Source organism: Nonomuraea sp. NPDC001684 (assembly GCF_053596515.1).
Map to the genome: position 1 here is coordinate 26,255 of NZ_JBSFGJ010000027.1, position 20,881 is coordinate 47,135.

Below are 20,881 nucleotides of genomic sequence, written 5' to 3' on the forward strand. Positions count from 1 at the left end.
TCATCGAAAAAGTGAGTGACCCCGCTCACAAAATCGTATGCGGTCGTCGTAACGTATCCCCCACCAATACGCGCCCAGAGCGGTACCGCACCCGCCGTACGCGCGCCCAGTGAAACGACCCGGACCCCCCTGTGTGCAGGGTCCGCGGGAGGTGGAGAGGTCCGCGATGACCCAGACGACGCCCGAAGCCCCGCTCAGAAGGCAACGTGCCCAGGTGAGGGTGCGCACGCTGCGCACCGACAGGTGGTGGCTGGTCCCGCTGCTGACCTTCCTCGGGCTCAGCTCGTTCCTCGTCTACGGCGTGTGGGCGATCATCGACGGCAGTTATTTCGTCGATCCGTACATCGCCCCGTTCGCCTCGCCCTGTCTGACCACGGCGTGCCCCGAGGGCGCGCGGCTGTTCGGGTGGGCGCCGATCGGCGACTGGTTCACCCTGCCGCCGGGGCTGCTCATCCTCGGCCTGCCGGGCGGGTTCCGGCTCACGTGTTACTACTACCGCAAGTCGTACTACCGGTCGTTCTGGCTGTCGCCGGCCGCGTGCGCCGTCCAGGAGCCGCACGGCAAGTACACCGGTGAGACCCGGTTCCCGCTGATCCTGCAGAACATCCACCGGTACTTCTTCTACGCGGCCATCGTGATCGGCCTCGTGCTGGCCTACGACGCCGTCCTGGCGCTGGTGCACAAGCCGCAGGGCCTCGGCACCTGGATCCTGGTCGTCAACGCCGTGCTGATCAACACGTACACGTTGTCGTGCCACTCCTGCAGGCACATCACCGCTGGCAGGCTCAACCACTTCTCCCGTCACCCGCTGCGCTACAAGGCCTGGACGTTCGTCTCCAAGCTCAACGCCAAGCACCAGCAGCTCGCCTGGGCCTCGATGTTCTCGGTCATGATCGCCGACTTCTACGTCCGCATGGTCGCCAAGGGCGTCATCGCCTTCCCGTTCGCATAAAGGACTTCTTCCAGTGGAAATCGAGCGTCACGAATACGACGTCGTCGTCATCGGTGCGGGCGGCGCCGGGCTGCGGGCCGCCATCGAGGCCCGTCAGCAGGGCAAGCGCACAGCGATCGTCTGCAAGTCGCTGTTCGGCAAGGCCCACACCGTCATGGCCGAGGGCGGCGCGGCCGCCGCGATGGGGAACGTCAACTCCGACGACAACTGGATGGTGCACTTCCGTGACACCATGCGGGGCGGCAAGTTCCTCAACAACTGGCGCATGGCCGAGCTGCACGCCAAGGAGGCCCCCGACCGCGTCTGGGAGCTGGAGGCGTGGGGCGCGCTGTTCGACCGCACCAAGGACGGCAAGATCAGCCAGCGGAACTTCGGCGGTCACGAGTACCCGCGGCTCGCACACGTGGGCGACCGTACCGGCCTGGAGCTGATCCGCACCCTCCAGCAGCGGGTCGTCGCGCTGCAGCAGGAGGACTTCGAGACGCACGGCGACCACGAGGCCTACATCAAGGTCTTCGCCGAGTGCACGGTCACCCGCCTGCTGAAGGACGGCGACCGCATCTCCGGCGCGTTCGGCTACTGGCGCGAGACCGGCAACTTCCTGCTGTTCGACGCCCCCGCCGTGGTCCTGGCCACCGGCGGCATCGGCAAGTCGTACGTCGTCACCTCCAACTCCTGGGAGTACACCGGCGACGGCCACGCCCTGGCCCTGCTCGCCGGCGCCAACCTGATCAACATGGAGTTCATCCAGTTCCACCCCACCGGGATGGTCTGGCCGCCGTCGGTGCGCGGCATCCTCGTCACCGAGTCCGTCCGGGGCGACGGCGGCGTGCTGCGCAACTCCGAGGGCAAGCGCTTCATGTTCGACTACATCCCCGAGGTGTTCAAGGACAAGTACGCCACCACCGAGGAGGAGGGCGACCGCTGGTACACCGACCAGGCCAACAACCGGCGCCCGCCGGAGCTCCTGCCGCGTGACGAGGTGGCCCGCGCGATCAACGCCGAGGTCAAGGCGGGCCGCGGATCGCCCCAGGGCGGCGTCTTCCTCGACGTCTCCACCCGCCTGCCGGCCGAGGAGATCAAGAAGCGGCTGCCGTCGATGCACCACCAGTTCAAGGAGCTGGCCGACGTCGACATCACCGCCGAGCCCATGCAGGTGGGCCCGACCTGCCACTACATCATGGGCGGCGTCGAGGTCGACGCCGACACCGGCGCGGCGGCCGTGCCCGGCCTGTTCGCGGCGGGCGAGGTGTCCGGCGGCATGCACGGGTCCAACCGGCTGGGCGGCAACTCGCTGTCCGACCTGCTGGTGTTCGGGCGGCGCGCGGGCGCGGGCGCGGCGGCCTACGTCGACGGGCTCAAGGCCCGCCCCAAGGTCGTCCAGGAGCTCGTGGACGCGGCCCGCGAGGAGGCCCTGGCGCCCCTCCAGCGCGACGGCGAGAACCCGTACGAGGTGCACCACGAGCTCCAGCGGACGATGAACGAGCTGGTCGGCATCATCCGCAAGGCCGAGGAGGTCTCCGAGGCCATGGAGGTCGTGGAGAAGCTCAAGGAGCGGGTGCGCCAGGTCGGCGCGGCCGGCTCGCGGATCTACAACCCCGGCTGGCACCTGGCCATCGACCTGCGGAACATGGTCCTGGTCTCCGAGTGCGTGGCCCGCGCCGCCCTCCTGCGCGAGGAGAGCCGCGGCGGCCACACCCGCGACGACTTCCCCGGGATGAACCCGGAATGGCGCCGCAAGCTGCTCGTCTGCTCCACCGCGGACGGCAACGACGTCCAGGTCGTGGAGAAGGTCCAGCCGTCCATGCGCGAGGACCTGATCACCCTGTTCGACCGGGACGAGCTGAAGAAGTACCTCACCGACGAAGAGATGGCCGAGTTCGACGGGATTGCCAAATGAGTTACAAGGCGAAGTTCAAGGTCTGGCGTGGTGAGGGCGGCGAGGGCAAGCTCGAGGACTTCACGGTCGAGGTGAACGAGGGCGAGGTCGTCCTCGACATCATCCACCGGCTGCAGGCCACGCAGGCCCCCGACCTGGCGGTGCGCTGGAACTGCAAGGCCGGCAAGTGCGGCTCGTGCAGCATGGAGATCAACGGCAAGCCGCGCCTGGGCTGCATGACCCGGATGTCCACCTTCTCCGAGGACGAGACCATCACGGTCACCCCGATGCGGACCTTCCCCGTCATCAAAGACCTGGTCACCGACGTGTCCTTCAACTACCAGAAGGCCCGCGAGATCCCCTCGTTCACCCCGCCGGCGGGCGTCCGGCCCGGCGAGTACCGCATGCAGCAGGTCGACGTCGAGCGCTCGCAGGAGTTCCGCAAGTGCATCGAGTGCTTCATGTGCAACAACGTCTGCCACGTGATCCGCGACCACGAGGAGAACAAGCCGGCCTTCGCCGGTCCGCGTTTCCTCATGCGGATCGCCGAGCTGGACATGCACCCGTACGACGTGGCCGACCGGCAGGAGGCCGCCCAGGAGGAGCACGGGCTCGGCTACTGCAACATCACCAAGTGCTGCACCGAGGTCTGCCCCGAGCACATCAAGATCACTGACAACGCGCTGATCCCGATGAAGGAGCGCGTGGCCGACCGCAAGTACGACCCGCTGGTCTGGCTGGGCAACAAGATCTTCAAGCGCGCCAAGTAGGCGGAAAAAGCGGAAGCGGGGGCCGGACGGATCCGGCCCCCGCTTCCACTTTGCGCTACTTGCGGCCCCAGCGCTTCTTCCGGTGCTTGGGGTCCTGCATCTCCTTGGTGGCGCCCTCCGGGGGCTGCGGCGGCAACGGCTGGACGACCGTCGCGGCGTCCCCCTCCGGCGGCAGGTACGGCGGCGGCCGGTAGCCCTCCGGCGGCTCCGGCTGCTCGCCCTGCGGTCGCACCGGCGGTCGGGGCTGCACCGGCTGCTTCGGCTCGAACAGGGACGGGCCCTGCTGCCAGGGCTCGGAGTCGCCGCTCTCGGCCGCCGCCGCCGGGGCGAGCGGGAACTCGCGCTCGTCCTCGTACGGCTTCCCGCCGCCCGGGGGGATCTCGGCGGGCGGCTGCTCGGCCGGGATCAGCGGCTCGAACGGGTCACGGTAGTCCTGGGCGGGCTGCGGCGGCTCGTTGTAGGAGTCGAACTCGTCCGGGTGCAGCACGACGGGCTCGGGCGCGGTCGCCGGCATGGTGGCGGGCATGTTGGCGGGCACGGTCGGCGCCGGCTCCGGCGGGTAGCCGCCCTGGGGCCCGTACGGGTCGTGGTAGGCCGGGTCGTGGTGGGCCGGGCCGTAGCCGGGCTGACCGGCCGGGTAGGTCTGGATCGGGACGAAACTGATGATCGGCGCGTACGCCGTGCCTCCCGGGTAGCCGGGGGCGGGGAAGGACGCCGTGGCGTAACCGGGTCCGGCGGGGTAGCCGGGCGGGGGTGCGTCCGGGCGGCCCATCGGGGAGGCCATCGGGGGGCCCGCCTTGCGCACGGCCGCCGCATGGGCCATGCGGCGCAGCCGTCCCTCGAAGATGAGCACCGCGAACAGCGCGAGCAGGACCAGCACCAGCGCGGGGATGCTGAGCTTCTGCGTCAGCGACTTCTGGTCGAACTCCGGCGCGGCCGCGCGCACCTCGAGCTGGACCGAGTCCGTGGTCGGGGCGGTGTCGGCCGTCAGCGGGGCGGTCGTGGTGGGCGAGTCCGTCGGCGCGACGGACGGCATCTCGACGGACGGCTCCGTCGTCTGCTCCGTGGGCAGCGGACCGGCCGTGGTCTGCGCGGTGGGCAGGGGCGCCAGCGGCTGCTGCGTCGTCTCCTGGACGGGCGGGGGCGTGGGGGCCGTAGTGGTCTTGGGCGGCTTCGGGGCCTTCGTGGTCTTCGTCGGGCTCGCGGTGACGGTGTGCGTGATCGTCGTCTCCGGAGCCTCCTCCGGCGTGGGCGTGCCCAACGTCGTCGTGACCGTGACCGTGGTCTGCGGATCACAGGTCTGGCCCGCGTCGCACGGCTCCACCGCCGGGTCGAACGCCGCGCGGCTGACCGAGGCGCTCGCGCTCTGACCGACGAAGGGGGCCACGCCGACGCCCGTGAGCCCGAGCGCTAGGACGATCGCGGACACGGCCGTCGCTCGCGTGCGTGCCACCGGAGCCCTCCGCATAGTCCCGGAACCATGGTCAAGGGAATACTAGTCGGGTCAAAGCAACAGTAAAGACGGAATTACCATACGTTTCGCGGCTTATGGCGGCGTTTTGCTCGCGTAACCAGCCACAAGGCCCCCAGCAGGACGCCGATCGCCCCGATGACCAGCGAGAAGCCGCGCGGCCCGTCCAGCGGGCTGGTGTACGCGACCGGACGAACCGGTTTCCGTGCCTCCACCACCTGCACCGGCCAAGGCGCCCCGGCCCCCGACTCCGGCGCCAGACTCACCGCCCCGCCGCCGGGAACCACTCCCCCTTGCACCCCGCCACCGACGCCCCCCTGCGCCACACCCCCGGCGACACCACCCGGGGCCATGCCTCCGGCGACACCCCCGGGCACCATGCCCCCGGCCACGCCTCCCGGCGCCACACCGCCGGCAACGCTCCCCGGCGCCACGCCTCCGGTCACACTCCCCGGTGGCATACCGCCGGGCAGGCTCTGATGGGTCATCCCCGGCACCCCACCCTGCGCCAGCCCTGCCGCGCCGGACAGCCCTCCGTGCGCCGCACCACCTGGCAGGCGCCCCGTGAGTCCGCTGGACAGGCTGCCCGCCGCGCCGCCAGGCAGGCTGCCCGCCGTCAGGCCGCCGGGGAGGCCGTTTCGTGCCGTTCCCCGGGCGCCGGTGGGCGCCCGGCCGGTCGTTCCAGGGGTGAGGCCCTGGCCCACGCCTCCCGCACGCGGGAACGCCCCCAGGGTTCCGCCCGCGCCTCCCTGCCGCGGCGCCCGCGCCACGCCCCCGCCGCCGACGCGCGGAAGCGCTCCTCGGGCTCCACCGGTGATCGGCAACCCTGCGGCCCCTCCAGGGAGGCCGCCCCTTCCCGCCGTCGTACCGGCCCCTCCGGGGAGGCCACCCCTTCCCGCCGTCGTACCGGTCAGGCTGGGGAGGCCGCCTCGCGTCGTTCCGCCCGCCCCCGGCGCCAGCCCGGCGACGCCTCCGCCCGTCCCCGTGAGGAGCCCGGCGGCCCCCGCCTGCTGCCCCTGTCCACCTGCCACCTGCCGGCCCGGCCGCCTCCGCTTGTGGGGGGCCGTGGCCGGAACGGGCACCGCCTGACCGCTGATCGTGGCGGTCTCGCGCGGCATCTCCTCGGCGACCTGCATGGACGTGGTCCTGTTGATGGTGGTCAGCCCACCGGAGGGCGTCCGCATCCTGGCCACCGCCGCGAGCACCACCTCCTTGGCCCCCTCGGGCGCCTGGAAGGTCACGTCCAGCGCCCGCTCCCCGAAGATCGGCCCAAGGGCACAGACCCGCGCGCCGGGCAGCGTACCGCCATCGGAAGCCGAGCCCTCCACGCCGGCCAGCGCCCGCGCGGCCAGCACCCCGGCCGCCTGCCGCCCCCCACCGACCTGCCCCCCACCCGGCCCACCCTCAGCCGGAAACACCCCTCGACCAGCCTCGGCCTGAGACATCCCCTGACCACCCTCGGCTCGAGACATCCCACGACCACCCTCAGCCCGAGACGCCCCCTGGCCACCCTCGGCCCGCGGCACACCCCAACCGCCCTCAACCCGGGACATCCCCCGACCGCCCTCAACCCGAGGAACGCCCCGACCGCCCTCAGCTCGGGACATCTCGCGACCGTCCTCAGCCCGAGACACGCCCTGACCGTCCTCGGCCCGCGACACTCCCCGACCGCCCGCAGCCCACGGCGCGCCTTGACCGGCTTCAGCCCACGGCGCGCCCTGTCCTGCCTCCGCGCGCGGCGCCCTCTGACCGTCCTCGGCGTGCGGCATCCCCTGAGCCGCGCCATCCGGCGGCATCCACTGACCGGCCTCCGCGCGGGTCAGGCGCCGGCCCGGCGCCGGCCGCCACGCCTCCGGGCCATCCGGGCCCTCCGGTTCCTCCCGGAACGCCCCGGCATCCGGATCCGTCGCACCGCCGGCGCTCCACGGCCCCGATACGGGATCCCCTCCGGATGCCGGAACCCCACCAAAAGCCTCGGAACCCTCGGCCCCCTCAACCCCACCGGCCGACAGCCGGGAAGCACCGGAGGGCGACGGGCACGCCAACCCCGACAACGCCGCCGCCGGACTGGTCGCCACCGCGACCCTGACCCCCTTGCCCATCCCGTTGAGCCGGACCCTGAAACGCTGGACGTCACCCGTCCTGATCCACTGGCCCACACCCTCGGGGCCGCTCACGCGTTCGAGCACGAGCGTCACCCCCGCCGCCGCCACGGGGACGGAGGGCAACGCCACCAGGATCAGCGCCCCAGAAAGGATCCAGCCACGCCGCATCACTCCACTCCCCCACTGCGACAAATCACGTGTAGTAATCGTTATGTCACAGAGAGAGACGGTCTAATCCTGCTGAAGCAGACTCTCCACGGTCTTCATGATCGGCAGGTCGGCGCCCAGCCACTCCACGTCGTAGTACTCCCCCGGCCCCAGCCAGCGAAGAGCCAGGTGCTCACGGGCCTCGGGCGTGCCGGAGGTGAGCGTGGCCAGCCAGACGCGCAGGACGTACCCGTCCGACAGCGCCCAGTCCTCGCCCACGCGCGCGCCCACCGCGATCTCCACGCCGAGCTCCTCGCGGCACTCCCGGACCAGCGCGGCCACCTCGCTCTCCCCCGGGTCCACCTTGCCGCCGGGGAACTCCCAGCCCCCGGCCAGCGCGGCCGGCGCGGCGCGCTGCGCGGCCAGCACCCTGCCGCCGGGGGCGACGATCACCGCCGCGACCACGATCGTGCTCATGCGTTCGTCATCCTCATAGTGCGGGATTCTGCAGCTTCTTGAGCTGGTCGAGCACATCGGGGTTCTGCAGGGGACGGGTGAAGCCCACCTTGTTGTCGCGCGCCTGGTAGCTCGTGACCTTGATCGGCCCGCAGAGCGTGCACCGGGCCTCCAGCATCTTGCCCTTCGACACGACCAGCCCGACATGACCCGGATTGTCGGCCGACGTGCCCGGACCGGCGTTGAAGAACACCAGGTCACCGGGCTCCTCCTCGCCCGCTGACACCTTCACCCCGAACGGCCACTGCGTGAACGTGGTGCGCGGGATGCTCAGCCCGGCGGCCCGGTAGGCCGCGTAGATGATGCCCGAGCAGTCGAACGCGTCCGGCCCGGTGCCGCCCCACAGGTACGGCTTTCCGCGCTGCGCCAGCGCGAACTGCAGGATCTTGGCCACGACGTCGCTGGGCGCGGCCGCCACCAGGGGGTCGTCGCACTCCTCGGCGGCCTGCGGCGGCACCTCCACCTCGCCCGACTTGGCGTACTTCCTGGCGATCTCCTCGACCTGGTCGACGTACCACCAGGCGCGGTTGTAGGTGAACAGGGCCCGCCGGACGTTCTCGGGAGCGCCGTTGCGCTTGAGCATCTTGGCGGCCCCGAGGATGGCGTCGGCGGGGTTGTAGACGTCGCCCACGCCGTCGCCGTCGCCGTCGGAGGCGTACCCGTTGAACGTCGAGGAGATCGGGATCTGCGCCTTGCCGCCCCAGGTCGAGATCAGGAACTGCATCGGGCCGGCCGCGCCCGCGTAGTTGGTGCCGCTCTTGACGCCGGGCAGGTCGGAACGGCCGTGATCGGTCTCGCGCTTGCCCACGGCGGCCAGGATGGTCCACTGGACGCCGATCTTCTTGCCCCACTTCTTGTACAGGTCGAGGTAGTCGCCCGGGATGTCGGCGGCGCCCGAGTCGGACACCTCCTGCACCTGGGTGCCGCCCTCGCAGTCGACCGAGCCCTCGCCGCCGCCGTTCAGGAAGGACGGCATCGTGACCAGCAGCATCGGCGAGATGATGATCGCGGCCAGCAGCAGGATCCCGGCGAGACCGAGCAGCAGCGCCAGGCGGGTTCGGGAGGACTTCACCGCTAGCTGTCCCCGTCCTGGCCCTCGGTGGCGGGCAGCACGTCGAAGATCCGCCAGTCGGCGCCGAGCTGGCTCACCGTGACCGCCAAATCCTCGACGTCCTGCCGGTTGCCGCTCTTCGCGGTGACCTGCCTGGTCTCGGTCACGACGAACACGATGGAGGTCTTCTCGATCTGCCTGATCTCCTTCAGCCTGGCCGTGGCCTGGGAGACGATCTGGTCGTCGCGGTTCTGCTGGACGGTGCCCGCCGAGGTGAGCGTCCGGGCGAGGATGTTGCCCAGCTCGGCGGTGGTGAACGTCTTGACCCTCGTGGCGTACGCCGCCGGGTCCTCGTCGTACCTGAAGGTGCCGTAGACGGCGGTGAAGCGCTCGGCGAGGTCCGCCGCCGCGGCCAGCTGCTCCTTCTTCATCGGCAGGTACGAGTAGACGTCGAACGGCGCGGCGCTGGCCGTGGCCAGCGGCTTGCTCGCCGCCGTGGGCGCGGACGCGGACGTCGTGCCCGTGGCCGGGGCCTGCTCGGGCGGATCGTCCGAGCTCGGCCACATCGTGAGGTAGACGCCGACCGCGGCGATGACCACGACGATGGCGGCGAAGGCCAGCCCGCGCTTGTCACCGGACTGAGCCATGGTCAGTCCTTGCCGCGGTTGGGCTTGAGCCAGAAGGGCACCGACGGATCGTCACCCGAGCCGCCGTTGCCGCTGCCGCGCAGCCACAGCGGCGGCGCCTCGGACGAGCGGGACGACGGCTCGTCCGAGCCGAAGATCCTCGACCCCGACGACGCGCCGGACGGCCGGGCCGCGGCCCCTCCGGACCTGGACCCGCCACCGTTCCTGGACCCGCCGCCGTTCCCGGATCCACCGCTCCCGGATCCACCGTTCCTGGATCCGCCGCCGCCGAACAGCCCGCCGCCGGAGCCACGCGACCCCGAGGACGGCGAGCCACCCGACCCGCCCGACCCGCCGAACCGGGAGCCCCGCGAGCCGCCCGACGACCCGTTGCGCGAGCCGCCGGAACCACCACCGCGCGAGGCCCATCCGCCGCCCGACCGCCCGCCGAACCAGCCACCGCCGCCACTGCTGGAACCGCCGCCGGAACCGCCGCCGGAGGTCGTGGCTCCGGCGGCCATGCCCCCGGACGCGGTGCCGCCCGCCGCCGCGCCACCGGAGCCGCCGCGGGCGCCGCCGGCCGTCGCGGGGCGCGTCCGGCCGGCCTGGCCGCCGAGGTTGAGCGGGGGCGCGGTGCCCCTGCGGGGTTCGAGCGGGGGCCGGGCCCCCGCCTTGCCGCCGTGCTGGTCGGTGTCGAGCGGCGCGGCCGCCACCGGCATCCGGGTGCCGGCCGAGACGCCCTCGCCCTCCTCGCCGCGCATCCGCGCCTGGGCGACCGCGGCGCCGGCCGCCGCGCCCGCGCCGCTGCCGGCCGCCGCCGCCCTGATGAGCGGCTCGGCCTTGCGCAGGCCCCACCGGCCGAGCTTGGCCCCGGCGACCGGCGGCAACACGTTCGCGGCCCGCTCCAGGACGGGCGAGCTCGCGGCGTCGCCGAGCATGCGGGTGGTGACCGTGTGGCCGCTCAAGGACGCGAACAGGTGCTGGAACGGACGCCGGTAGAAGAACACCGCGATCGTCAGCAGGGCCATGAACAGCACCTGGAGCCCCCAGGGCATGGCCGTGGAGATGATCAGCGCGTACCCGTAGACCAGGACGCTGAGCACGAGCGTCAGCACCGCCTGCCTGAGCAACGTGCCGACGAGCATCTCCACCCACCGCATGGCGATGATGCGCCCGCTGCCCGGATGCACGCCGACCAGCAGGAACACCGGCCCGAGTATCAGCAGCAGCAGGAAGCCCACCTTGAGCACCAGCAGCGAGACCGCCACCAGGAAGATCAGCAACCCGGCCACCACCGCCGCGATGAGCGCGCCGACGGCCACGCCGAGCCTGCTCGACCAGTCGCGGCCGGAGAAGACGGTGTAGCGGGAGTCGTTCTTGAGCAGCTCGGCGACCTTGGCGTACTCGGCCTGGTGGGCGGCGATGTCGGGGGCGGGCTGGCCGGCCACGGCGGGGGCGATCGACTGGGTCTCCAGCATCTTGCGCCCGAAGTCGCGCACGATCGGCTGCTGCGGGTCGGCGGTGCCGAACATGCCCACCAGCCACGGCTTGCAGACCAGCGTGGACCACAGGGCGTCGGCGTTCTGGTCGACGCCGGCTGTGCCGACCTGGCCGTATCCGCCCGGTTTGACCTGCGGGTTCGTCTGGCCGGGTGGCGGCAGGCAGGACGCGCCGCCGGCGCCCGGCAGGCCCGAGAAGGCGGAGTTGACCACTTCGCCCGTCTTGTCGGTCACGACCTTGCCGAGCCCGGTGAAGTCGCCGGGCCTGCTGAAGAACCACACGGCCACGGTGACCGCGAGGACCATCCAGATCACGCCTTCGGCGGTGGTGGTGGCCCGCTTGCGGATCAGGCCGTACCAGGCGAGCCAGATCGCGCCGAGGATCACGATCGGCCGCAGGAACGGCCAGTACATGGCCTCGGACAGGTTCTGGACGATGTCGTCGACGACGTCCTTGATCGACTGGAGCGGTCCTTCCGTCGCGGCCGCCTGGTACGTCGTGATCGTCAGCCGGTCGATGGCCTTGGCCGCGGTGAAGACGCCGTTGGCCCACATGTTGCCGAGCACGGCGACGTAGTCGGAGCAGCCGAGCCCGTGGGTCTGCCAGAACTGGCCGGCCATGCCGAACTGGCCGTAGTTCGTCGTCGGGGCCTGGACGCCGCCCGCGGGAGGCGGCGGCTGGATCATGCCGTCGGTGCCGCCGCCGATCATCTCGGGGTTGAGCGGCCCCGACAGGTCACAGGGCGCCGCGGCGACGGGCGTGGAGAGACCGCCCACCACCAACGGAACCACGAGGACGGCACTCACGAGCGCGAGCGCCAGCGCCAGTCGTCGGGATAGTCGGATCTTCATGACCGTACCTCCTGCGCCCTGCCCACGCCCCCTCGAAGATCATCATGCCCGCCACCGTCTGGTTTGTCGTGTGTCGGGTTCGTGTCGAGCCAGCGGAGCAGTTCTTCGGAGATCAGGTCTACTCCGATGCGCCCGGCTCTGCCATCCAGATCACGGAATACGCATTCGCCGTTGCCCAGCGAGCGCAGCACGGCCTTGTGCTCCTCCGACGGCTCCACGCCGAGCAGCGACATGACGTGGTCCACCTCCACCCTTTCGGTGGAACGGAACGCGAACACCGAGGACAGACAGTTGGTCACCTGCTCGTTCAGCAGGTCTCCGGCGTTCTGGGAGACCAGGACGAGCGCGGTGTTCCTGGACCGGCCCATGCGGCTGACCTCGGGGACCAGCTTGGCGCCCTCCGGCGTGGAGGTGATCGCCCACGCCTCGTCCAGGAAGATCGCCTTGGGGGCCCGCCGGTCGAGGCCGTTCATCAGCCTGCGGGCGAACTGCGAGACCAGGTAGAGCAGGGCCACCGACAGCCGCTGCTCGTAGGAGTAGTCGTCCCTGGTCGTGGCGACGTCGGGCAGCGTCAGGCCGCCCAGGGTGAACACGGTGGTCCAGCCCTCGCTGTCGATCTGGTCGCCGCCCGAGGGGTCGAAGCAGAGCCTGGCCAGGTGCATCTCCGACATGGAACGCAGCACCGCGCCCAGGTTCTTGGAGGCCGGGTCGTCGGCCTGCTCCAGGTAGTCGACCACCTTGCCCAGCGACGGGTCGGGGCCGTTGGAGACCGCGGCCACGGCCTGGATCATGGCCGACTCGCGCTCCTCCGACATGCGGGGCAGCAGCAGCCGCAGCGTCTCGGTCGCCATGGTCTTCTTCGCCGCGATGTCGTCGCCGAACGAGAACGGGTCGAGCAGCCCCGGCGCGGCCGAGCCCAGCGGGATCACCCTGGCCTTGCGCCCGCGCTTCTCCAGGAGCTGGACCAGCGACTCGGCGTCGCCCTTCGGGTCGATCACCGCGACCGTGACCCCGCGCAGCGCCATCTGGTAGATCATCAGCAGCGCGAGTGTGGTCTTGCCGCCGCCCGGCTCGCCGGTGATCGCGATGGCGGTCGGCCGGTTGCGGCTCGCGGCCAGCAGCGGGTCGAAGTGCACGATGCTGCGCGCCCTGCCGACGGTCTCCCCGATGTACGGCCCGAGCCAGCCCTCGCTGCCGTCGTCGAGCCGGTCGCCGAGGTCGACGGTGGCCGTGGCCATGCCGCCCGCGATCGTCCGCAGCGGCTGACGCTGGGCGTAGGCGTTGACGCGCACCTTCTCGCCCGGCAGCGTCTCGCAGAACAGCGAGAACTGGTCGCCGGTCGAGTTCACCACGTCGATGCCCATGTCGCGGTAGTGCTCGACGACCGCCTCGACCCGCTGCACGCAGATGTCCTCCGTGGGGGCCGAGACGATCAGGCGGTGCCAGCCGTACACGAAGGGCAGTCGTTCCTTGGTGATGCCGTGTTCGAGCATGCGGGCCGCGTCGATCTGCTCGGCCAGCGCGATCGGCGCCTCGGCGCCCGCCTCGCGGATGTGGTGGTCCATGTCGCGGGCGTGGGCCAGCTTGCGCGCGACGTCCTTCGACGCCTTGACCGGCGGGATCAGCCGCATCCTGGACGAGATCTCCACCGGGAAGGGCAGCTGGTCGGCGAAGTGCATCCACGGCTCGCCGTCGGGGAACGGCATGAGGTCGGGGAAGCGGGCGAACGACAGGTGGGCCACGTACGAGTCGCCCTGCGGCTGCACGATCCGCAGCAGCGACCTGCCGTTGTGGATCTCGCCCTCGACCAGCGACTCGATCTCGCCCTTGCCCCAGCGCCGCTTCGGGCTGGCCGAGGGCGGCGGGTCGCCGACCGCTCCGGCGGCGGCGTGCTGGAACAGCCAGGCCACCTCGACGGACGTGGCGTGCCTGGCGTACAGGGCGCTGGAGGCCAGGGCCCGGCCCAGCCGTTCGGCCGACTCCGTCCAGCGGCCGATCTCGCTGTCCGGGACGTGGTCGTCCTCCATGCCGAGCGCCTTCTCGGTCTTCTGGTAGAAGCCGAGGAGCTGGGCGAGCACGCCGCTGCCGAGCTGCTTGCCGCGCGGCCCGAGGCGGACGCCCAGGTAGACCTCCTTCGACCAGAAGTCCTTCGCCCAGACGTGCCGGTACATCTCCTCCAGGTAGTCGCGCCAGCCCGGCCCCTCGTCGGAGGTGGCGTTGAGCGCCATCGCCCACTCGGCCGCCGGGTAGGTGCGGTGCGCGACCCGCAGGTGGACCTCGGCGTCGGGCATCCTGATCGCGGCCAGCGCGATCGTGACGTTGGTGGCCAGCGCCTCGCGCTCCTCCGGCGTGACGAACTCGTAGCTGACCGTCGGAAGCCGGAAGTACGCCCACGCGCAGGTGTCCGTGAGCAGGATGCGGTCGTCGAAGTAGCGGACCGCGAGACGCTGGTGTGCTCGGGACGCCCTGCTCATGCCGCCCCCTCGGCGCATGAACGGGCCAGACCTGCTCGCATGTTCACTTAACGCTCACCGATTCTCGTGCCCGGGGGGTCACTCGCCAACTCCTCTTCGCTCGGTCGGACGGCCTGTCCGTGTGCCTGTACCGCGAAGCCTGCAACCACGACGCCGGCGAGGGCGAGGTAGGCCCGCCGTCCGGCCGCGCGCAACTGACCGGGGTCGACGATCTCCGCGCCGCCGGGCGCCAGGCCGTCCTCCCACGGGACCCTGACGATGGCCCGGCATCTGCCTCGGGCCACCGCCTCCGCCTGCTCGACGTCGGCCATCGACCGCCTGCTCACGCCGTTGACGACCATCACCGCCCGCCTGCGCAGCTCGCCGCAGCCGTGCCCGTCGAGCCATTCGTACGTCATCGCCACCGCCTCGGCCGCCTCCTCGCTCGCCGGGACCACCAGCACGAGCTGGTCGGCGTACGGCAGGATGCGGGCGGCGAGCGCGGCGGCCGGGTCGATGACCGACAGCTTGTAGTGGCGGTCGAGCAGGCGCATCGACTCGCCCAGTCGGTGGTCGGAGAAGAAGCTGCGGTCGGCGAGCCGCTGCTCGGCGCCCGCGTCGGTGTCGGCCGAGATCACCTCAAGGCCGGAGGCGGTGCGGGTGGTGAAGCCCCGCATCGTCAGGTAGCCGCTGACCTGGTCGAGGCCGGACAGCAGCGACGTGAGGGTCTCCGGCGTCTCGGGCTCGATCCTGCTGGTCAGCGTGGTGCCGCCGGTGTTGGCGTCGACGGCGACGATCCGGTCGTCGCGGTAGGTGGCGAAGGTGTGGCCGAGCATGAGCGCCGTCGTGGACTGGCCCGCGCCGCCGGTGCAGCCGAGCACCACGATCCGCCTGCTGCCGCCGAACACGGCCCTGGCCCTGGCCTCGTCGATCTCGGACCCGTCGGTGCGTACGCCGCCTCCGCCCACCACGACCTGGGCGATCCGGCGCCATCCGCCGGAGTCCCGGCCCACCACGGACTCGACCCTGCGCACCCGTCCTTCGGCGGGCCTGCCGCCTTCACCGGGCCTGGGAACCGGCACAGGCGCCACGAGCCCGCCCGCCCTGTCCCCTGGCAGTCCGCCGGCCCCTGGCAGTCCGCCGGCCCCTGGCAGTCCGCCGACGCCGTCCCCTGGCCGACCGCCGGCCCTGTCACCTGGCGGGCCGCCGGCGGGCCGCCGCCGCGCCGCCACGTCCCGCCCGGGCTCGCCGTACGCCTCGGAAGGCTTGGCCTGCTCGTCCGGTACGCCCCCATCGCCCTCGGACCGAGCGGCCGGCACCTCCGTACGTCCGCCCCCAGCCCCTTCGACGACCGCGCCCACGTCGGCAGACACCCCTACGACAGCCCCCTGCTCGCTGGCGGCATCCTCACCCTCGGAAACGGCCCGCCTTCCGGCACCGGCCCTCCGGTCGGGAGTGCCCTGCCCAGCGGGGACATCCTCCTCGCCGGTGACAACCGGCCCGGAGGACACGCGCCCTTCGCCGGAGACCGGCCGCTCGGCAACATCCTCGATACCAACGGAAGCTTCGCTACCAGCGGAGGCTTCGCTACCAGCGCGGGCTTCGCTACGGGCCGAGGCTTTGCCGCCAGAGGGCGTTTCGCTGCGGGGGGAGGCTTCCCTGGGGGCCGAGGCTTCGCTGCGAACGGGCACTTCGCTGCCGGAGAGGGCTTCCCTGCGGGCCGAGGCTTCGCCCCGGGCGAGCTCTTCGGCGGAGGCTGAGACCTCGGCGGAGGCTTGGGTGGGAGCCTCGTGCGTGGTCTCGAAGGACCGTTCGGCGTCGGGCGCGTGGGAGTTCGGAGCGTCTGTGCCGGCGGCGGGAGCGGTCTCCTCGACGAAAACGCCCTCGCCTGTCGACTCGTCCTCGCCCGTCGGGACATCTGCGCTGGTCCGAGTCCCCTCGCCCGAATGCGCGCTTTCTTCCACATGCGCGCCCTCGCCCACATGCCCGGCTTCGGCTGCCGGTGAGTTGTCGGCGGGAGGGTGGGGGGTGAGGATCTGGTCTTCGAGGCGGAGGGGTGGGCCGGAGAGGGGCTTGGCGTCGGGGTCGACCGGGGGCCAGGAACGCTGGGCGCCCAGGATCACCGTCCCGGGCGCGACCCGCGGCGGCTGCCCCTTCCTGTGCTGGTCGCGGGCGATCGTGTTCTCGTCCTCGCGGCCCACGCCTTCGGGACGGCCGGCGACGCCCTGGCGGCGCTCGTCCGTGCTCTCACGACGTCCGGTGACGTCGTCGCGGCGCTCTGCGACGCCGCGCTCGCCTTCCGCGCGACCCGCCGCCTCACCGGGCGCGTCGGCGGTGGCGGCGAGCCGGCGCAGCCGCCGCAGGGCCTCTGTGTCGATCGGCTTGCCGGCCACGGGCCTGAGCCCCTCCGCCGACCGGATCGGCACGACGGCCCCACGACCACTCTGTACCTCACCCGCACCGGCGTCCGTACGCTCGCCCGACGCCCTGCCCGTGGAGCCCCTGGGCGCGCTCGGCTGCGCCGCCTCCGAGACCTCCCGCTCCTCGGGAACGGCGGCCTCGGGAACGGCGGCTTCGGAACCCACGGCCTCATGGCCGGGCGCGTCGCGTTCGGATCGGCGGTCGGGGGCGGCGCGGCGGCGGCGGGCCGGGAGGGCGCCGCCGGTGAGCTCGCGGCTGGCCAGCTCTCCGGCGGCGACGTCGTGCTCGACCGGCGGCAGCGCCGGTCCGTTCTCATCTCCCGGGACCAGGACCAGCGGCACGTCCCGGCCGAAGGCAGGGGCGGGACGGCGGGCCTGCGGCGCCAGCGCGGGCGCGATGCCCCGCCTGGTTCGCGACCCCCACCCGGTACGCGCCTCCGCCACCGGCGCCTGCTGGGCGGCCGCCGCCGCGGCGGCCACGGCCGGACGGACCTGGCGCGGACCCGTGATCCGCTGCCCCTCACGCTTGCGCTGCGGCTGGCGGGACTTGCGCGCCGCCTTGGCCTTGACCCGCACCGGAGTGGTACGCCAGATGCGCCCCGAGAACGTGACCGCCTCGGGCTCGGAGGTGGGCGCGAGCCGGTACCAGGCCTTGGGCTGGCCCAGGTAGCGCAGCTGGGATTCCAGAAGCTCGGTGAGCCGCTTGCCCTCGATGACGGGACGCGTGGACAACCACGTCACGATCCCCGGCGGGACCAGGAACAACACGTGCCACGGCATGGCCACCGGCACGCCCACCAGGATCAGCAGGAGCGACCACGGCACGAACACCCCGACGAACACGCCGATCCAGACGATGGGGAGCGGCATCGGGAGGCGAAGGTCGTAGAGCTTGTAGAGCCGCTTCTCGATGCGCCAGATGTTCGTATACGTGGGCAGGTCCACGCAGTCCTCCTCTCCACCCGCTCGTACATGACCGCCCTGGAGCGGTCTCAACCCTTTACTTGATGCCGAGAGCGCCCGCGATCGCCTTCGCCGTCACCTCGATGATGTTGGGCACGTAGAAGATCACTCCGATGGCCACAGCCAGGATGAGGAACTGGACGAAACGCGTGATCTCGCGGGTGAAGAGGAAGAAGAGCGCGACCACGGAGACGACTACCAGGAACAACGGGGCAAAGAAGGCACGCAGGAAGTTGGCGAGCCCTCCGGTGTCAATGCCGGTCGGCGACGGCGACGGCGACATTTCGATCAAGGTGAGCACTACGGTCTTCAACGTCACTTCTTGTCCTCCCGGGGGGTACCGAACAACAGCGCGGTCGTGCGTCTATCCAACGGCCCGACCAGCGCCGCGGATGTCGGCGACGTACCACTTGTCGCCCTGCTTCTCCACGGTGAGGCGGTAGGCCTGCTCCAGCCGCCCGCCGACGGCGGCCGGGTCGGTGGCGCTCGGCGTGGCCGGAGCGTCGCCGTTGGGCACGATCCACACCACGACCGCCTGGATCTCTCGGGTGGCACCCCCCACAGGCACCACGATGTCCTTCAGCTCCGCGAAGGTGAAGGCGCTGCCGAAGCTCGGCAGGGTCTTCCCTGCGGCCACGTAGCGCTGCAGCCCGGCGGTGTCGCCGGAGGCGTAGTCCTTGAAGAAGCCCTCCAGTTGCGGCTTGAGCTCGGCCGCCGCCGCGTCGTCGGTCTCCGGCTTCGCGAGCTGCGGCAGGTCGGCCGGGGCCGGCGCGGGAAGGATCGCCGGACGGCCCGCGATGACGAACCGCCTGCCGTTGTCGTCGCCGGAGTAGTAGATCGGGACCGACAGCATGAGCCGGCGCGGCCCGGACTGGAAGGCCACGCTGACCACGGCGTTCTGGGCGTCGGTCGCCTCGATGTCGTACGGCTGGATCGCGACGGCGGCCATCTTGCCGAAGCCGTCCCACCACATCTGCGCGTCCATGCCCTCGGCCAGGAACGCGGCGAGCTTCCTGGTCCGGCTGGCCGCGTCTTCCGGGCTGAAATTCAGATAGACCCCCGCGAACTGGGCGGCGAAAGCCATGCCCTGGTCAGCGGGGAATCCCTTGTGCGCCACGGCGGCGCCATTCGTCGTCGTAGGCTCTTGCTGGGTAAACCGCTCAAATGGGGCACGAATCCCATTCACCACGATAACCACAATAAGCGCCCAGAGAATGATGCGGCCGGCCCAGACCAGCCACCGTCCGCCGCCACCGGACCAGCCGCCCCGACGCGGCCTGCGCGAGGGCGGCGCGTCGAAGTCAGCCATGTCCGGGCGCGCGGAAAGCTCGGGCTCGCCAGCGATCCGAGGATCGTGCTGGACGGTAGACCTACGAGCCATCACGCCTCCGCTCGCGCCGATCCCCCCGGTTGGCGCGGTGTCGTCCGTTGCCGATCCCCATCATCCGCGGTGAAGTAGTCACCCTATCCGGTCCCGCCATTCTTCCAGGAAAGCCACGCCCATGCTGCAGGCATGACCGCCCTGACGGCAAACCGGATCCGTATGGCAGACGTCAGCGCCGGTTCCCGTCACTTACTGGCGGAATCACCATTTGACCAGGCCAGACGCCCATTTCCGCCTAGCGCGGCAGACATGGATTCCTGTCCAAAACAGGCATAGATGCTCACGACCTGCGCATTTGGCATGAGAGGAGGACAGAGGGTGTTATGCACCACTTCTGGGGGTACGACAGTCTCGGCTCAGGCGGGCTCGGGGTCCTGGCTCGTGCGTGCCCGGCGACGGCTGTGCAGGTCGACGACCGTGGGCGACACCGCGCGCTCCAGCGACCCCCGCAGGTCGGCGAGCATCGAGGCGGCGTCCCGCTCCCGCATGCGGCTGGCCAGCTCGTTGCGCTCGTCGACCTTCCTGCGCAGGTACGCCTCACGGTTGACGCGCAGCCCGTACATGAGCTCGACCCTGATCAGGGCCAGCTCCTCCTCCAGGCTGATGCCCGCGAGGGTGGGCGCCGGACGTCGTTTCCGGATGATGCGTCGGATCATGAGGGCCTCCCGAGTCAGCGTGAACGCCGTGACGATTCGACGCGTAGGGACCCAAAGTGGTTGACGCGTCAGTTGTCCCGGAATCACATAATCCCGGAGGGGCCTGCGCGTTCGTCATCCGGACGATGGGCTTTCGACGGCGATCCGCCGGTAACCTAGCGTAGCGAAAGTTAGCCCACCGTGATTGGACTGATGTGATGCGTCGCCTCGCCGCCGCCCTCCTGCCCGCCGCCGCGCTCGCCGCGTTCGCCCTCTGCGCGCCCTCCCCGGCCACCGCCGCGCCCTCCTGGGTCACCGACAGCGAGTGCACCGAGGCGGGCGGCAAGGTCTCCCCCGTCGGCCGCGGCAAGGCCGTGTGCCAGGGCGGCACGTACGCGAACGAGATGATCCACTTCGACAAGAAGCCCGCCGGCAACGGCGGCGGGGGCCCGCTCAGCGGGGGCGGCGGCCCGCTCAGCGGCGGCCCCGCGGCCCTGCTCGGCGGGCTGCTCGGATAGCACCGGGCCGGCGGATCAGACGTTGAAGCGGAACTCCACCACGTCGCCGTCGCGCATGACGTAGTCCTTGCCCTCGATGCGGGCCTTGCCCGCGGACCGGGCGCTGGCGATGGAGCCCACTTCGACGAGGTCGTCGAAGGAGACCACCTCGGCCTTGATGAAGCCGCGCTGGAAGTCGGTGTGGATCACGCCGGCCGCCTCGGGCGCCGTGGCGCCCTTGCGGATCGTCCAGGCCCTGGTCTCCTTCGGACCGGCGGTCAGGTAGGTCTGCAGGCCCAGCGTCTCGAAGCCGACCCGGGCGAGCTGGCGCAGGCCCGACTCCTCCTGGCCGACCGACTGGAGCAGCTCCAGGGCCTCCTCCTCGTCGAGCTCGACCAGCTCGGACTCGATCTTGGCGTCGAGGAAGACGGCCTCGGCCGGCGCGACGATGGCCGACAGCTGCTCCTTGAGCGCGGTGTCGGTCAGCTCGTCGGCGTCGAGGTTGAAGACGTAGAGGAAGGGCTTGGCGGTGAGCAGGTGGAGCTCGCGCAGCTCCTCCCGGTCGAGGCCGCTCTCGAAGATGGTCCTGCCGGTCTCCAGGACGGCCAGCGCGGCCTCGGCGGCCTCCAGCGCCGCCTTCTTGTCCTTGTTGTTGCGCGCC

General features: G+C 71.4%; 15 protein-coding genes. 4 read left to right on the top strand and 11 right to left on the bottom strand.

Features of this window, described 5'->3' with window-relative positions; genetic code table 11:
• Positions 1 to 166: 166 nt before the first annotated feature.
• Genes ACWCSD_RS08515 through ACWCSD_RS08525 form a run of 3 tightly spaced genes read left to right on the top strand, consistent with a single transcriptional unit; the run spans position 167 to position 3,601 of the window.
• Positions 167 to 952, top strand: coding sequence for a hypothetical protein (locus tag ACWCSD_RS08515; protein WP_352324159.1), 786 nt, complete (start codon positions 167 to 169; stop codon positions 950 to 952).
• Positions 953 to 965: 13 nt separating this feature from the next.
• On the top strand, positions 966 to 2,852 hold the full coding sequence (locus ACWCSD_RS08520) for a fumarate reductase/succinate dehydrogenase flavoprotein subunit (RefSeq protein WP_358294433.1): 1,887 nt from the start codon (positions 966 to 968) through the stop codon (positions 2,850 to 2,852).
• Entirely contained in the window at positions 2,849 to 3,601 is a 753-nt protein-coding gene (locus ACWCSD_RS08525) for a succinate dehydrogenase/fumarate reductase iron-sulfur subunit (protein ID WP_397161264.1), read from the top strand. Before ACWCSD_RS08520 ends, ACWCSD_RS08525 begins: the two co-directional genes overlap by 4 nt.
• Before the next feature lie 55 nt (positions 3,602 to 3,656).
• Here ACWCSD_RS08525 and ACWCSD_RS08530 read toward each other — a convergent pair whose 3' ends face one another.
• The 10 genes from ACWCSD_RS08530 to ACWCSD_RS08575 all read right to left on the bottom strand — a co-directional run bounded on the left by ACWCSD_RS08530 (position 3,657) and on the right by ACWCSD_RS08575 (position 19,744).
• Positions 3,657 to 5,054: a hypothetical protein gene (locus ACWCSD_RS08530; protein ID WP_397161266.1), complete on the bottom strand. Its 1,398-nt coding sequence runs from the start codon at positions 5,052 to 5,054 to the stop codon at positions 3,657 to 3,659.
• A gap of 2,354 nt (positions 5,055 to 7,408) precedes the next feature.
• Positions 7,409 to 7,801, bottom strand: a complete 393-nt coding sequence (locus tag ACWCSD_RS08535) for a (deoxy)nucleoside triphosphate pyrophosphohydrolase (RefSeq protein ID WP_358294435.1) — start codon at positions 7,799 to 7,801, stop codon at positions 7,409 to 7,411.
• Positions 7,802 to 7,814: 13 nt separating this feature from the next.
• Positions 7,815 to 8,912, bottom strand: a complete 1,098-nt coding sequence (locus tag ACWCSD_RS08540; RefSeq protein WP_358294436.1) for a C40 family peptidase — start codon at positions 8,910 to 8,912, stop codon at positions 7,815 to 7,817.
• A gap of 2 nt (positions 8,913 to 8,914) precedes the next feature.
• Positions 8,915 to 9,538, bottom strand: a complete 624-nt coding sequence (locus ACWCSD_RS08545) for a hypothetical protein (RefSeq protein ID WP_352352929.1) — start codon at positions 9,536 to 9,538, stop codon at positions 8,915 to 8,917.
• A gap of 2 nt (positions 9,539 to 9,540) precedes the next feature.
• Positions 9,541 to 11,868, bottom strand: coding sequence for a type IV secretion system protein (locus tag ACWCSD_RS08550; RefSeq protein WP_449913712.1), 2,328 nt, complete (start codon positions 11,866 to 11,868; stop codon positions 9,541 to 9,543).
• The gene (locus ACWCSD_RS08555; protein ID WP_397161271.1) at positions 11,865 to 14,342 is read right to left on the bottom strand and encodes an ATP-binding protein; all 2,478 of its coding nucleotides are present in this window, start codon (positions 14,340 to 14,342) and stop codon (positions 11,865 to 11,867) included. Before ACWCSD_RS08555 ends, ACWCSD_RS08550 begins: the two co-directional genes overlap by 4 nt.
• Before the next feature lie 47 nt (positions 14,343 to 14,389).
• Positions 14,390 to 17,686, bottom strand: coding sequence for a TcpE family conjugal transfer membrane protein (locus tag ACWCSD_RS08560; RefSeq protein WP_449913714.1), 3,297 nt, complete (start codon positions 17,684 to 17,686; stop codon positions 14,390 to 14,392).
• 55 nt (positions 17,687 to 17,741) lie between these two features.
• Positions 17,742 to 17,987 carry a hypothetical protein gene (locus ACWCSD_RS08565; protein WP_352325464.1) on the bottom strand — a complete coding sequence of 82 codons (246 nt, stop codon included), beginning with the start codon at positions 17,985 to 17,987 and terminating at the stop codon, positions 17,742 to 17,744.
• 81 nt (positions 17,988 to 18,068) lie between these two features.
• Positions 18,069 to 18,821 (bottom strand): conjugal transfer protein, encoded by a 753-nt coding sequence (locus tag ACWCSD_RS08570; RefSeq protein ID WP_352352933.1) that lies wholly within the window; start codon positions 18,819 to 18,821, stop codon positions 18,069 to 18,071.
• Between the two features lie 623 nt (positions 18,822 to 19,444).
• Positions 19,445 to 19,744, bottom strand: coding sequence for a hypothetical protein (locus ACWCSD_RS08575; RefSeq protein ID WP_352352934.1), 300 nt, complete (start codon positions 19,742 to 19,744; stop codon positions 19,445 to 19,447).
• Positions 19,745 to 19,941: 197 nt separating this feature from the next.
• Here ACWCSD_RS08575 and ACWCSD_RS08580 point away from each other — a divergent pair, with 197 nt between their 5' ends.
• A complete protein-coding gene (locus ACWCSD_RS08580; protein WP_364337782.1) occupies positions 19,942 to 20,241 on the top strand; it encodes a hypothetical protein in 300 nt (99 codons plus the stop codon).
• A gap of 15 nt (positions 20,242 to 20,256) precedes the next feature.
• Here the strand turns inward: ACWCSD_RS08580 and ACWCSD_RS08585 are convergent.
• On the bottom strand, positions 20,257 to 20,881 hold a 625-nt coding region (locus tag ACWCSD_RS08585; protein ID WP_449913715.1), incomplete at its 5' end, for a DUF933 domain-containing protein.